The organism is Methylobacterium haplocladii, from assembly GCF_007992175.1.
In the GTDB taxonomy this organism is placed as follows: domain Bacteria; phylum Pseudomonadota; class Alphaproteobacteria; order Rhizobiales; family Beijerinckiaceae; genus Methylobacterium; species Methylobacterium haplocladii.
The window spans coordinates 1-13,471 of record NZ_BJZT01000041.1; the positions used below are offsets into that span (position 1 = coordinate 1).

Consider the following 13,471-nt stretch of genomic DNA (forward strand, 5'->3'; position numbering starts at 1 on the left):
ACCTAGCGACCATCCGCCCAAGCCCCCCGCCTGACGAGGGATCTGGACCTTGGCAGCGCGTTGCGGGATCAATGTGGAACTGACGGCCTTCCGCAACCGCTTCTCACGACCCGCGTCGCGGACCTCGCCGAGGCGGGCGCCTTCCGGTAGGCAGCGCGTGGCCATGATGGTCTGGTTCCTGTGCCCGGATCGGTTTGGGATCAGGCCGGCGCGGCTCCGAGAGGCGTTTGTCCCGCTACGTCCGACTAGCCGGGGGCGCGTTCAAGCCTTCCGCAACAGGGCAATGGACTGGCCCAGCACCTCCCCGGACGGCCAGGGTGCGGCAGAGCCGTCAATGAACGCGACCGAGGCGTAGCCGAGCCGCTCCGCCCAGAGCGTGATCTGGTTGCGCTCCGTGAACTGGTTGATGTGCGGCGTCGTGCTGGTGCGCTGCTGCTCCACCGTTTGGGTGAAGACCTCCCAGTGCGACCCCATGGCGAATTCGAGGAACGAGCACACCACCATCCCGCCGGGCTTGAGGCAGCGCAGCATCTCTTCGAGGTAGAGATAGGTCTCGGTGTGCAGGAGGTGTGTGAAGATGCTGAAGGCCGCAACGTAGTCGATCGAAGCGGTGTCCACCGGCAGCGTCAGCGTCGGGTTCAGCGCGAAGCGGTACGCGGCCGGGCAGCGCGTGCGGGCATAGTCGATCAGCGGCTTCACCACGTCGAGGCCGAGATAGTCGATCTGAACCTCGCGGGCGAGGCTCACGGCGAGGCGTCCGCTGCCGCAGCCGAAATCGACTAGACGGTGCCCGTCCCGCAAGCCCGCATGGCGCATGATCGCGCACTCGACGCGGCCGATCTCCTCGTATTTGCCGCCGACGGCGATGCTCATCGCCTCGTCGATGGGATGGTGCCGCATGAGCAGTTGGACGTAGCGCTCGTAATCTTCGACGAAGTGGAATTTCGCCATTGCTGGCGCGCCTCTCGGAATGTCGATCCGCGCCCGGCGCAGGCCTGACGGGTCTCGGGGATCGGTTCCTCTCGCATGATGGGGACGGTGTGTCAGCATGGCGGTGGCAGCAGCGTTGTACCCGGTCCAGCCTCGTCCTTGTCCTTTGAGGCCGCGCGGGGAGGGGCTATGGTCGTCGCCGATCATGTCAGCCCCCCTCGACCTCCTGCCTTCGCATGCATCCGTGCGCCGCCTCGACTCCATCCTCGTCGACCGGATCGCGGCGGGCGAGGTGGTCGAGCGGCCGGCCTCCGTCGTCAAGGAGCTCGTCGAGAATGCCATCGATGCCGGTGCCGTGAGCATCGAGGTGGCGATCGAAGCGGGTGGCCGGCGGCTGATCCGGGTGATCGACGACGGCCACGGCATGGGACCCGAGGACCTCGACTTAGCCGTCGAGCGCCACGCCACCTCGAAGTTGCCCGACGGCGATCTCGGCCGGATCGTCTCGCTCGGGTTCCGCGGCGAGGCGCTGCCCTCGATCGGCGCGGTGGCGCGTCTCGCGATCACCTCGCGCCGGGCCGAGGACCGCGCGGGCACGAACCTCGTAGTCGATGCCGGGATCAAGGCCACCCTGCGCCCGGCCTCCGGCCCGCGCGGCACCCGCATCGAGGTCACCGACCTGTTCTCTGCCACCCCGGCGCGGCTCAAGTTCCTCAAATCCGACCGGGCCGAGACGGCCGCCATCTCGGAGATCTTGCGGCGGCTGGCGGTGGCGCAGCCTGGCATCCGCTTCACGCTCCGCACCGAGAACGGCAACCCCACGGTGTTTCCCGCCGAGAGCGAGCCGGGGCCGGCGGCTTTCCTGCGCCGGCTCGGTGCGGTGCTCGGGGTCGATTTCCCACCGAACGCCGTGCCCCTCGCGCTCGCCCGCGAAGGCTTCTCGCTCGAGGGCCATATCGGCCTGCCGACCTTCCACCGGGGGACTGCGAGCCACATCCATTTCTGCGTCAACGGCCGCCCGGTGCGCGACCGGCTGCTGCTCGGCGCGGTGCGCGGGGCCTATGCCGACACCATGAGCGCCGACCGTCATCCGGTGCTGGCGCTCGCCCTCGCCTGTGCGCCGGACCTCGTCGACGTCAACGTGCATCCGGCGAAGACCGAAGTGCGCTTCCGCGATCCGGGACTGGTGCGCGCCCTCGTCGTCAGCGCGATCCACGAGAGCCTGCGCCGGGTCGGCGCGCGATCGAGCACCACCGGCGCGGCCCGCACCCTCGACGCCCTGCGGCCCGGCGGGGCAGGGGGCTTCTCGCTGCATTCGGGCGCCGCGGCCTATCCCCGCCCGGCCGGTGCCGACACGTACCGCGTCGCGACGCCCTCTTTCGCCGCGCCGGCGGGCTGGCGCGCGCCGGATCGGGACCGGAGCGGCTTCTCGGACACGCCGCAGGCGTCCTTCGCCGCCGAGTTCGTTCCGCCCGGCGCCGATTCGCGCGCGAGTGCGGAGCCGCAGGAGCCGGTCTCCGACCACCCGCTCGGTGCCGCCCGCGCCCAGCTCCACGAGACCTATATCGTCGCCCAGACGACGGACGGCATCGTCATCGTCGACCAGCACGCGGCACATGAGCGGCTGGTCTACGAGCGGCTGAAGCGCGAGCGCGCGGAGGGCGGTGTCGCGCGCCAGGGGCTGCTGATCCCGGACGTCGTCGAGATGGCACCGGCCGAGGCCGACCGGCTGATCGCGGCGGCGGAGGATCTGGAACGCCTCGGCCTGACGCTGGAGGCGTTCGGGCCGGGCGCAGTGCTGGTGCGGGCGGTCCCCTCCGCCCTCAGCGGCGGCTCGGTGAAGAACCTCGTCCTCGACGTCCTCGACGCGCTGGACGCGAGCGGCGTGGAGGAGGGCGGTCTCGTCGGCACCGGCGACCCGCTGTCCCGGCGCCTCGACGCGATCCTCTCGCGCATGAGCTGCCACGGCTCGATCCGGGCCGGGCGGCGCCTGCGCGCCGAGGAGATGAACGCGCTGCTGCGCGAGATGGAGGCCACCGAGAATTCCGGCCAGTGCAACCACGGCCGCCCGACCTTCGTGACGCTGAAGCTCTCCGACATCGAGCGCCTGTTCGGCCGCCGCTAGACGGGCCGTGCCTCCGGCCCGTGCCGCAGCGCGGGCGTTTTCCTCGGGCGCGAATTCGGTCTAAACCCCGCCCCCGCACCGCGACACGAAACTCCGGAAAACCGCTTACCTGCCGCGTTCGCAGGAGTGAGCAAGGATCTCGAAAACAATGCCCATCCTGACATTCCCCGACGGCAACACGCGCGCTTTCGAAGAGGCCGTGACCGGGCGCGCCGTGGTCGAAGGCATCGCCAAGTCGCTGGCGAAGCGCACCGTCGCCATGGCGCTCGATGGCGTCGTCACCGATCTCGGCGACACGATCGAGCGGGATGCCGCCATCGAGTTCCTGGGCCGCGACGACCCGCGCGCGCTGGAGCTGATCCGCCACGACACCGCGCACGTGCTGGCCGAGGCGGTGCAGGCCCTGTGGCCGGGCACGCAGGTCACGATCGGCCCGGTGATCGAGAACGGCTTCTACTACGACTTCGCCAAGGACGAGCCGTTCACGCCCGAGGACTTTCCGACGATCGAAGCGAAGATGCGCGAGATCATTTCGCGCGACGCCCCATTCACTCGCGAAATCTGGAAGCGCGACGACGTCAGACAGCTCTTCGCCGACCGGGGCGAGGCCTACAAGGTCGAGCTGGTCGATGCGATCGCAGTCGGCGAGGACCTGAAGATCTACCGCCAGGGCGAGTGGTTCGATCTCTGCCGCGGCCCTCACATGACCTCGACGGGCAAGATCGGCACGGCCTTCAAGCTGATGAAGGTTGCGGGCGCCTATTGGCGGGGCGATTCCAACAACCCGATGCTGACGCGCATCTACGGCACGGCCTGGGCCACCAAGGAAGACCTAGACGCCTATCTCCACCGCCTGGAGGAGGCCGAGCGCCGCGACCACCGTCGCCTGGGACGCGAGATGGATCTGTTCCACTTCCAGGAGGAGGGACCGGGCGTCGTGTTCTGGCACGCCAAGGGCTGGACGATCTTCCAGGAGCTCATCGCCTACATGCGCCGCCGCCTGAAGGGTGAGTACCAGGAGGTCAACGCCCCGCAGATCCTCGACAAGGCGCTTTGGGAGACCTCTGGCCACTGGGACTGGTACCGCGAGAACATGTTCGCGGCCCAATCCGCCGGGGATGAGGCCGAGGACAAGCGTTGGTTCGCGTTAAAGCCCATGAACTGCCCGGGACACGTGCAGATCTTCAAGCACGGCCTGAAATCCTACCGGGACTTGCCGCTGCGCATGGCCGAGTTCGGCGTGGTCCACCGCTACGAACCGTCCGGCGCCATGCACGGACTGATGCGCGTGCGCGGGTTCACGCAGGACGACGCGCACGTGTTCTGCACCGAGGACCAGCTCGCCGACGAGTGCCTGAAGATCAACGACCTGATCCTCTCGACCTACGCGGATTTCGGCTTCGACCGCATCGTCGTGAAGCTCTCGACGCGGCCGGAGAAGCGCGTCGGCTCGGACGCGCTCTGGGATCATGCCGAGGCGGTGATGACACGCGTGCTCGCGCAGATCGAGGAGCAGTCGAATGGGCGCATCACCACGGCGGTGAACCCGGGGGAGGGCGCCTTCTACGGCCCGAAATTCGAGTACGTGCTGCGCGACGCCATCGGCCGCGACTGGCAATGCGGCACGACGCAGGTCGATTTCAACCTGCCGGAGCGCTTCGGCGCCTTCTACATCGACGGCGAGAGCAACAAGATTCCGCCGGTCATGGTCCACCGCGCCATCTGCGGCTCGATGGAGCGGTTCACGGGCATCCTGATCGAGCATTTCGCGGGACATTTCCCGCTCTGGCTCTCGCCGGTACAGGTGGTCGTCGCCACGATCACGCAGGAGGCCGACGCCTATGCCCACGAGGTGATCCGCATGCTGCAGCGGGCGGGTCTCCGGGTCGAGGCGGACCTCAGAAACGAAAAGATCAACTACAAGGTCCGCGAGCACTCGCTCGCTAAGGTGCCGGTGCTGCTGGCGCTCGGCCGCCGCGAGGCCGAGGAGCGCACCGTCTCGATCCGCCGTCTCGGCAGCCAGCAGACACGGACGCTTTCATTGGCCGAGGCCGTCGCCTCCTTCGTGGACGAGGCGACGTCTCCCGATCTGCGTCGGGCGGAGGCCGTGATGGACTCGGTGCCGAGCGAGAATGTGACGCTCGACGGGCACCACGAGGAGCGGGCGGCGCCATAGGAACGGACTGGCGATGGTGGGGCTTCACCCCGCCATCGCCTGCTCCAACACGTCGAAAACCCGCTTCTCCGCGCATTGCGCCACGTTGAAGCGCAGATGGTCGGCGGCGTTCTGGCCGAGGCTGAAGACGTTGCCGGGCGCGAGCACGACGCCCTTGGCGAGCGCCCGGCGCGAGACTTCCGCCGCGTCGAGGCCGTTCGGCAAGCGAGCCCACAGGAACATCCCGGCGGTCGGCACGAAGGGGACGCTCAGCCCTGCCGCGGCAAGGCGCTTCAGCGTGGTCCCCCGGCATTCCGCCAGCCGGGTGCGGACCGATTCGAGGTGGTGCCGGTAGCTGCCGTCAACGAGGAAGCGGTGGATCAGGGCAGCCGAGAGGTGACTGTTGCTGAGGCAAACCGCGAGCTTGAGGTCGACGAGGCGCTCGACCCAGTCCGAGCGGATCGCGATCACCCCAATGCGGGCGGCGGCCGAGAGCGTCTTCGAGAAGCCGCCGATATGGATCACGCGATCGAGACCGTCGAAGCCGGCGAGACGCGGGCCGGGCTCGGCCTCGAAGTCGGCATAGATGTCGTCCTCGACGATCAGCGTGTCGTGGGCCTCGGCGAGCCGCAGGATCCGATGCACTGCGGCCGGGCCGAGCGAGGCGCCGTTCGGATTGTGGAGCCCGGAATTCGTCAGGTAGAAGCGCGGCTTGTGCTCCCGCAGCGCCTGCTCGAAGGCGGCGAGATCCGGCCCGGCATCGCCGAACGGCACGCCGGCCACCTTGACCCGATGCGCCCGCAGCAGGGCGTGAAAGTTGAAGTAGCAGGGGTCGTCGACGAGCACCGTGTCACCGGGCTCCACCAGGAACCGGCAGATCAGATCGAGGGCGTGCGTCGCCGAATCGGTCAGCACGATCTGGTCGGGATGGGCGAGGATGCCGTGCTCGGTGAGTCTTCGGGCGAGTTGCTGGCGGAGCGGCGGGAGGCCCAGCGGCGTGTCGTAGCAGGTCAGGCTGGTTCCGCGGTCGCGGGCGATTTGGCGTGAGGCCCGGCGCAGGCCCTCCTCCGGCATCCAGTCGGGCGGCAGCCAGCCGCAGCCGGGCTTCAGCACGTCGTCGCCCGTCTCCAGCGATTGCCGGGCGATCCAGAGCGGATCGACCTCACGGTCCAGACGCGGACCGATTGCGGCGAGGCTGAGCGGCTGCGGCTTGCCGGCGACGTAGAAGCCGGAGCCCGGCCGCGAGACGATCGAGCCCTGGGCCAGCAGCCGGTCGTAGGCCTCCACCACCGTGGATTTCGAGACCTGCATGGTCTCGGCAAAAGACCGCACCGAGGGCAGCCGAGCACCGGCCGCCATGGCGCGCCCGTCGATGCGCCGCTCGATCGCCGCCATCACGGCCTCGACGCGGGTCAGCCCCGGCTCGGCGAGAGTGGCCAGTGCACCGTCCGCCATCGCCGTCATTCCCACATCGCGTCGACGACTGTACGGACATTTGTCCCGTACAGTTTGGTCGAATCGTACTGCAACCGTGCCTGTCGGGAAAGGTGCAGTAGCGGCATGGTCCGGTCGTCGACGAACGACAGGAGATGAATCGTGACACCTACCGACGCCAATTCTGCCGGACGCAGCGCCTGGGTCGCCCGGCGCCTCGCCGACGTTCTGATCCTCGCCGCCGGCATCGCGCTGGCGCTGCCGCTGATCGTCCCGTTTTCGTAGGGTGAGCGCTGCGAGCGCCCGCGCCCTTCCGAACCCGAGTCTTACGGGGGCGGTCGAGCCCGAAGCGTCGGCCGCCTCTTCGATGTGGAACGTTCCAATCGAAGACCTCATCGAAATTTCGATCGTCGGCGCGTTACGGCCCGGCGGCAGCGCTCTCGTTTGCCTCGAACTCTACTCGGCCGCGCAATTAGCCCGGTGCAGGTCGAGCACCCGTTGCATCGCCTGATAACGCGCCGTGCTCGATGGATTTCGCAGCTCGGGCGCGTCCGGGAGGATGCCGCCGAAGCCCATCGACAGATCGGCCACGAAGGGGCGCGGACCCGTATGTGCGCCCATACGGTTGGTGGCGTCGACCGCACCGCAGAGCGCCCCGGACCGCCCCTGCCGCAACTGCGCATAGAGGGCCGAAGCGGGGTCCTTCATGCCCTTGCCGATGAGCGCGAAGACGGCCTTGGCGTCCTCCGCGCCGACGGCGGAGTCCGAGCCGTCGGTCACGGACTGGGCCAATGCGGGCGCAGCGCCGAGCAGGGCAGCCGTCAGAAGAAGGGGGGCTTTCACGACGCCTTCGCCACCACTTCGATGTCCCGGTCCATGCCGCTCTCGACCTTGAACTCGCGGGTGAACACCTGCCCCTCATGACGGGCGATCAGGACGTAGTCGCCCTCGGCCAACGTCACCGAGGGAAAGGCGCCGATCGCCTCGCGGATGGTGTCGCCGCCGGGCGTCAGCACGCTGAAGGCAGTGCCGGCGAAGGCCTCGGAGCCGGGGGCGGCGACGAGCTTCAGGGTCACGGTGGCGGCGCGGTGGTTCAGCGTCGCGTCGGTGACCTTGGCGTTCTCGACCTTGAGGTCGGCGCGCTGGATCGCGTTCGATTCCCCGTAGGTCGAGACCACGTGATAGGTGCCCTCCGGCAGCCGTACGACCTCACCCGCCTTGACGCCGCTCCGCACGAGACGGCCTTCCGAGTTGGTGCCGATGGGCACGAAGATCGAGAAGGCGAGCTGGGCCGGGGCGATCTTCTGGTCGCCGATCGCCCCCGAGAGCTTGAGTGCCCCGGCGCTCACCTTCAGGTCCTCGCTCGCCGGCGAGCCCGACATGGTCAGCCGCTTGGAGGCGCTGGCGAAACCGTAGGTGACGGTGGCGACGTAGCTGCCGGGCGCGAGCTTGAAGCTCGGCGTCGGATCGCTGGAGCGGGCGACGATCGCCGGCCTGCCGGCCATACCGCGATCCTCGTAGACCCGCCAGGCCAGCCCCGAACGCAGCGGCTGGCTGCTGCCGGCGAGGGTTGCGGAGAGGGACAGGTCGGCCTCGCTCTCGGCAGGCGCGGGCTGCGGCAGCATCGGGCTGGTGATGCCGGGCGAGGGAAGGGGGCCTCCGACGGGGTTGGCGAAGGGATCGGCTGTCTGTGCGCGACCGGCCCCCGGCAGCAGCGCCATGAGCAGCAGGAAAGCGCCCCTCGTTCCTCCGATCCTCATTCATGACTCCATAGGCCGCGACGGTCGGCCCAACCGTGTCATACCCCGAGGCTTCTGAGTTCGGACCATGGCGGCGAAATGGCGCTGCCGCGCCGAATCGCAGCCTCAACGAATCTCGACGAGTGCCCGACCGTTCCACCTATAGCGCGACGGACCGTGCCGGCCCGGCAAGACGAGCGTCACGCGCCCCTCGCGCTTGCTGATCGAGGATTGAAAACCCAATCGCTGAAGATTGGCGCTGCGATACGTCCCGGCCGGCGTCGAGAGATAGACTTCGACAGCGCATCCGCCCGAGCCGCAGTTGCGGTTGTAGCCACCTTTGCACTCCAGACCGTTGTCGTCGATGACATAGTCGGGCTTGCCGTCACCGTTGAAGTCGGCTGCGCGAATGAAACCTGCTCGAAAGATCGGAGGCTCGTTCTGACATCCGTCCTTGACGCTGATGTCCCGCAGCTTTGCTATCTCGGCAGGAAGCTCCAAGGCGGACACCACTGAAGGTCCCGTTACAAAAAGCAATCCGATCGTCGATAGCGCTATCCGCCTCACGGCTTTCTCCAATGATCGTCGATCCGGATCTGTCGATAAAGGATATGATATCAGAGTATCCGAAACTCGTACCATTGCCGAAAAGCTCGGGCGCCACGCGCGATACGACGGGATTCGGATCGGACCACGAGACGCTGGAGGCCGGCCGATCGATGGCATAAGTCACCGTCATGAACGCCACCCTCGACATGCTCCGCATCCGCCGCTCCGTACCGCCTGCGCGGCTCGAAGGGCCCGGCCCGTCGCGCGAGGAGCTCGACGATCTCCTGACCATCGCCGCACGGGTGCCAGACCACGGCAAGCTCGCGCCCTGGCGCTTCCTCGTGATCGAGGGCGAGGCGCGGCTGACTGTCGGCGAGACCATTGCCGCCGCCCACGCCGCCGATTTTCCCGATGCCGATGCCGGACGGCTCGACCTGGAGCGCAGGCGCCTCGCCTACGCGCCAGTCGTGGTCGGCGTCGTTTCCCGCGCCGGCCCGCACATCAAGATTCCGGAATGGGAGCAGGTGCTCTCGGCCGGCGCCGTCTGCACAAACCTCGTCATCGCGGCCAACGCCGCCGGCTACGCCACCTCCTGGCTGACGGAGTGGTACGCCTACGATCGCCGCGTGCTCGACGCCCTCGGCCTCGAGCCCTCGGAGAAGATCGCCGGCTTCATCCATATCGGCCGCCCGCAGGAGGTGCCGAGCGATCGCCCCCGCCCGGCGCTGGCCGACATCGTCACGCGGATCTGAGACCGGCCGACGGATGTCGGCCGCAAGCGCGACAGCGCACCGCCGCCGCTGCGGCGGACAGCGATGCTGCCAATCGGGAGCATCGCCAACCTGCAAGGGCCAAATAATGCATTACGATGCCGAGACGCGGACGCTGCCGCACAATCCGCTCAAGGCGATCGTCGCCCCGCGGCCGATCGGCTGGATCAGCGCGATGGACAAGGCCGGCCGGCTCAACCTCGCGCCGTACTCGTTCTTCAACGCCGTCTCGGGCGAGCCCGACATGGTGATGTTCTCCTCCACCGGCCGCAAGGATGCGATGACCTTCGCGGAGGCGGGCGGGGAATTCGTCTGCAGCCTCGCGACCTACGATCTGCGCGAGGCGGTCAACGCCACCTCGGCGCCGCTGGAGCGCGGCGTGAGCGAGTTCGACCATGCCGGGTTGGCTACGACCCCATCGCGAAAGGTGCGACCGCCGCGCGTGGCCGCGTCGCCGGCCGCGCTCGAATGCAAATGGCTGCAGACGGTGCCGCTGGTCCCCCTGGGCGGGGGCAAGGCGACCAGCTTCCTGGTGATCGGCCAGGTGGTCTCGATCTACATCGACGATCGCTTCGTCCGCGACGGCCGCGTCGACACCGCCGCCATGCGCCCGATCCTGCGCGGCGGCTATTTCGACTACTTCACCGTCGAGGCCGAAACGCGGTTCGAGCTGAAGCGGCCGAAGGGCGGCGCTTAGAGCCGTCGCGCGGGTCACCCTCGCGAGCCATGCCTGCACCGCGTGCGGCGATCGGAACCGCTCTCTCGCAGCCTCTGTTTTTACAGAATGGCGCGTTCCCGGGTGAAACCGCACGGCTTTCCGCGACGAACACGATCAGGCGCACCGGCGCTCCGCCGGACGAGACGACGAGGACCACGACCATTCGGACGATCGATCCCACCCGCTCCTGACGGGCGATGTCCCGAAATGCCCGTCCCGAGCGCAGCCCTCCCGGAGGATTTGCGATGACGACGGCGACCGCCTTGTTTTCCAGCCATTCTCACCCGCTGCCACGGATACGCCGGCTCGGCCTGCCCGACCTCAGGGCGGCGCTCGCCGCCGGCATCGACGATTTCCGAGCGATGCCGACGCACGTGCTGTTCGTCATCCTGATCTATCCGGTCGCCGGCCTGGTGATCGGCGCTGCGACCTTCAACAGCGGCCTGATCCCGCTGCTGTTTCCGCTGGCGTCGGGCTTCGCGCTGGTCGGCCCCTTCGCGGCGCTCGGCCTCTACGAGATGAGCCGGCGGCGGGAGCAGGGTCTCGACCCGTCCTGGATGCGCGCCTACGGGGCACTGCACACGCCCTCGGCCGGAGCGATCTTCCTGATCGGCCTGCTTCTGGCGGCGATTTTCCTCGCGTGGCTGGTGACGGCGATGGGGCTGTATTGGGCACTCTACGGAGGTCAGGCCCAGGACTCGATCCCCGCCTTCGCGCGCGAGGTTCTGACGACCGGGCGCGGCTGGACCATGATCCTGATCGGCAACCTCGCCGGCTTCGCCTTCTCGCTGCTGGCGCTGGCGGTCAGCGTGGTCTCACTGCCGATGCTGGCCGACAGAACGGTCGACGCACGCATGGCAGTCCGGACTTCGATCGCGGTCGTGCAGGAGAATCCGCTGACGATGCTGATGTGGGGCGTGATCGTGGCGAGCCTCCTCGTCGTCGGCATGCTGCCGCTCTTCGTCGGGCTGGCCATCGTGATGCCGATCCTCGGCCACGCGACCTGGCACCTCTACCGGCGCGCTGTGCCCTGACCGCCACCGGACTTCCGCCGCAATCCACGGGTCTCAGACGCCCTTTCTCCCGAGAGGGCGCGGCGTGGCCGTCGAGCAGCGTTTCGAGACCACCCTGGCGGCGCCGTTTTCGGTTTCCGGGCGCGGCCTGCACACGAACCGGCTCGCCCGCGTCTCCGTCGAGCCGGCAGGGCCGGGGCACCGCATCCGCTTCGATGTCGAAGGCGCGGGCATAGTCGCCCTATCCCACGAGAACCGCGCGCCAAGCCGGCTGAACACGGCGCTGGCGCTGCCCAGCGGCGGTACGCTGCGCACCATCGAACATCTCTGCGCCAGCCTCTCGGCCTTCGGCATCGATAACGCGCTGGTGCGGCTCGAGGGCCGCGAACTGCCGATTCTCGACGGTAGCGCGCGGGGCTGGTGCGCGGGGATCGAACGGGCCGGCATCGCCCGGCAGGCCGCGCCGCGCCGCGTCATCCGGATCACCCGGCCGATCCAGGTCGCGATCGGCCAGCGCTTCGTGCGGGCCGAGCCGGCGGACCGGCTCGAACTCGACGTGACCTGCGAGGCCTATTACGCGGGCGGGGTCCAGGCTTGGCGCGGCTATGCCGACAGGACGACGTTCGTTGCCGAACTGGCCTCGAGCCGCTCGTCGGGACAGGTCAGCCGGCTGTGGCGCTTCGGTCCGGTGGCGGACCGCCTTCTTGCGCCGCTGCTGCGGCCCTTGCGCGCCCGGTCCGAGCCGGCGGGGATCCAGGCGCCGAACACGCCGCGATCCGACCTGCCGACGGTCCTGGCGCAAGATGTCCGGGCCGGCATGGTGCATCCGGATGGCGAGCCGATCCTGCGCGGTGTCCGGCCCGGACGCGTGGCGATCCAGCTCGGACCGTGGGTGCTCGGTGGCGCGCGCTTCCCCGACGAGCGGGTACGCCACAACGCCCTCGACCTCCTCGGCGACCTCATGCTGGCCGGTCATCCCCTCGTCGGTCGCATCGTCGCCCACAGGCCGACCCACAAACTCACCTACGCCCTCGTGGCCACGCTGATGCGGAGCCCGGACGCCTGGGAGTTTTCTTGAGATTTAGGTTTCGGCGCGAATGATTGGGACCTGGGCGGGATCGCGAACAAACATCCCCCCAAAACCGTCGCGCCTCGCCGCGGCGACGTGTGCGGCGAAGCTCGCCGCATCATCCCCCGGATAGGCGGCCTCGATCGCTTCGACACCGGCCGCGGCGGCCGTGAGCCGGACGACAGCACGGGCATGGGCGAGGACGGGGCTCCATCCCCACGGATCGCTCCCCATGCCTCTCGTCCTCCCCGCGCCTTCATCCTGAGATGCAAGGCGAAGCCGAGCCTCGGAAGAGGGCTTCAGTCGTCTCGCGGCTGGCTGGAGCCCTCCTCCGAGGCCTCCGCTTCGCTGCGGAACCTCGGGATGAGGGGGAGGGGGCGACACAATATCAGCTGATCTCACCGATCCCCCCGGCATGCCGAGTTGCCGCGCCAGCGCCGCCGCATCCCAGGCGAGGCCGCGGAGACGCCGGCTCGCTCCGACGAAGCTCGCGGCCGCGAGCACGCCGGCGGCGCACGAGACGAGCGCGACGATGCCCATGCCGCCGTCGGGCAGGCCGTGCTCCGCCTCGTGAACGGCGAGCAAGCTCCCGAGATGTGCGACGTCGCTTCCATCGCGCGCCGGCAGCACGATCGCATCCAGCTGGAAAACCACCGTCGCGGCAAGGCAGGCGTCGAGATCCGACATATCGATCCCGTCGACGCGCAGCAGACGCCGCACGGCACCGCCTCGCTCCGTCAGTGCGAGCGTCGCGAAGCAACCAGGGGCCACATCCCGGACGTCGCGGGTTCGACCCCGGGTCGCGTCGCTTCCGGCTCGCGATGACGGAAAGACGTCGCTGCTGTCGATGACCACCGCATCGGGGGTGCCGATGCCCGGCTCCGCCTCGACCTGCGCGATCAGATACGCCCGCACGCCGCCTCCTGAACGCTGTGTCCGAACCGGGACGCCGGGCGGCCCGCCGCCTTC

Annotated in this window: 13 protein-coding genes; 7 read left to right on the forward strand and 6 right to left on the reverse strand. The window is 68.8% G+C overall.

Features of this window, described 5'->3' with window-relative positions; all coding sequences use genetic code 11:
* Positions 1-261 precede the first annotated feature (261 nt).
* Entirely contained in the window at positions 262-951 is a 690-nt protein-coding gene (locus tag MHA02_RS18380; protein ID WP_147081417.1) for a class I SAM-dependent methyltransferase, read from the reverse strand.
* A gap of 184 nt (positions 952-1,135) precedes the next feature.
* On the opposite strand from MHA02_RS18380, the gene mutL reads away from it, so the two are divergent.
* Both mutL and thrS read left to right on the forward strand, forming a co-directional pair.
* Positions 1,136-3,055: a DNA mismatch repair endonuclease MutL gene (gene mutL, locus MHA02_RS18385; protein ID WP_147081419.1), complete on the forward strand. Its 1,920-nt coding sequence runs from the start codon at positions 1,136-1,138 to the stop codon at positions 3,053-3,055.
* A gap of 148 nt (positions 3,056-3,203) precedes the next feature.
* Positions 3,204-5,231 carry a threonine--tRNA ligase gene (gene thrS / locus MHA02_RS18390; RefSeq protein WP_147081421.1) on the forward strand — a complete coding sequence of 676 codons (2,028 nt, stop codon included), beginning with the start codon at positions 3,204-3,206 and terminating at the stop codon, positions 5,229-5,231.
* 24 nt (positions 5,232-5,255) lie between these two features.
* Here thrS and MHA02_RS18395 read toward each other — a convergent pair whose 3' ends face one another.
* Complete coding sequence (locus MHA02_RS18395) at positions 5,256-6,665, reverse strand: aminotransferase-like domain-containing protein (RefSeq protein WP_147081423.1); 1,410 nt, start codon at positions 6,663-6,665, stop codon at positions 5,256-5,258.
* A gap of 141 nt (positions 6,666-6,806) precedes the next feature.
* On the opposite strand from MHA02_RS18395, the gene MHA02_RS22870 reads away from it, so the two are divergent.
* Positions 6,807-6,929, forward strand: coding sequence for a hypothetical protein (locus tag MHA02_RS22870; protein ID WP_280178007.1), 123 nt, complete (start codon positions 6,807-6,809; stop codon positions 6,927-6,929).
* A gap of 171 nt (positions 6,930-7,100) precedes the next feature.
* On the opposite strand, the gene MHA02_RS18400 is transcribed toward MHA02_RS22870, so the two are convergent.
* From MHA02_RS18400 to MHA02_RS18410, 3 genes are all read right to left on the reverse strand, one after another.
* Positions 7,101-7,487, reverse strand: coding sequence for a hypothetical protein (locus MHA02_RS18400; RefSeq protein ID WP_147081425.1), 387 nt, complete (start codon positions 7,485-7,487; stop codon positions 7,101-7,103).
* Positions 7,484-8,404, reverse strand: a complete 921-nt coding sequence (locus tag MHA02_RS18405; RefSeq protein ID WP_147081427.1) for an RgsD C-terminal domain-containing protein — start codon at positions 8,402-8,404, stop codon at positions 7,484-7,486. Before MHA02_RS18405 ends, MHA02_RS18400 begins: the two co-directional genes overlap by 4 nt.
* Before the next feature lie 105 nt (positions 8,405-8,509).
* A complete protein-coding gene (locus MHA02_RS18410; protein WP_147081429.1) occupies positions 8,510-8,893 on the reverse strand; it encodes a hypothetical protein in 384 nt (127 codons plus the stop codon).
* Between the two features lie 227 nt (positions 8,894-9,120).
* On the opposite strand from MHA02_RS18410, the gene MHA02_RS18415 reads away from it, so the two are divergent.
* The 4 genes from MHA02_RS18415 to MHA02_RS18430 all read left to right on the forward strand — a co-directional run bounded on the left by MHA02_RS18415 (position 9,121) and on the right by MHA02_RS18430 (position 12,511).
* Entirely contained in the window at positions 9,121-9,684 is a 564-nt protein-coding gene (locus MHA02_RS18415; protein WP_147081431.1) for a nitroreductase family protein, read from the forward strand.
* A gap of 106 nt (positions 9,685-9,790) precedes the next feature.
* Entirely contained in the window at positions 9,791-10,399 is a 609-nt protein-coding gene (locus MHA02_RS18420; RefSeq protein WP_147081434.1) for a flavin reductase family protein, read from the forward strand.
* A 266-nt stretch (positions 10,400-10,665) separates the two neighbouring features.
* Positions 10,666-11,454 (forward strand): DUF2189 domain-containing protein, encoded by a 789-nt coding sequence (locus MHA02_RS18425; protein WP_147081437.1) that lies wholly within the window; start codon positions 10,666-10,668, stop codon positions 11,452-11,454.
* A 64-nt stretch (positions 11,455-11,518) separates the two neighbouring features.
* Positions 11,519-12,511, forward strand: coding sequence for a UDP-3-O-acyl-N-acetylglucosamine deacetylase (locus tag MHA02_RS18430; RefSeq protein ID WP_147081439.1), 993 nt, complete (start codon positions 11,519-11,521; stop codon positions 12,509-12,511).
* 3 nt (positions 12,512-12,514) lie between these two features.
* Here the strand turns inward: MHA02_RS18430 and MHA02_RS18435 are convergent, their stop codons facing one another.
* Entirely contained in the window at positions 12,515-13,417 is a 903-nt protein-coding gene (locus MHA02_RS18435; RefSeq protein WP_147081441.1) for an aldolase/citrate lyase/malate synthase family protein, read from the reverse strand.
* Between the last annotated feature and the right edge of the window lie 54 nt (positions 13,418-13,471).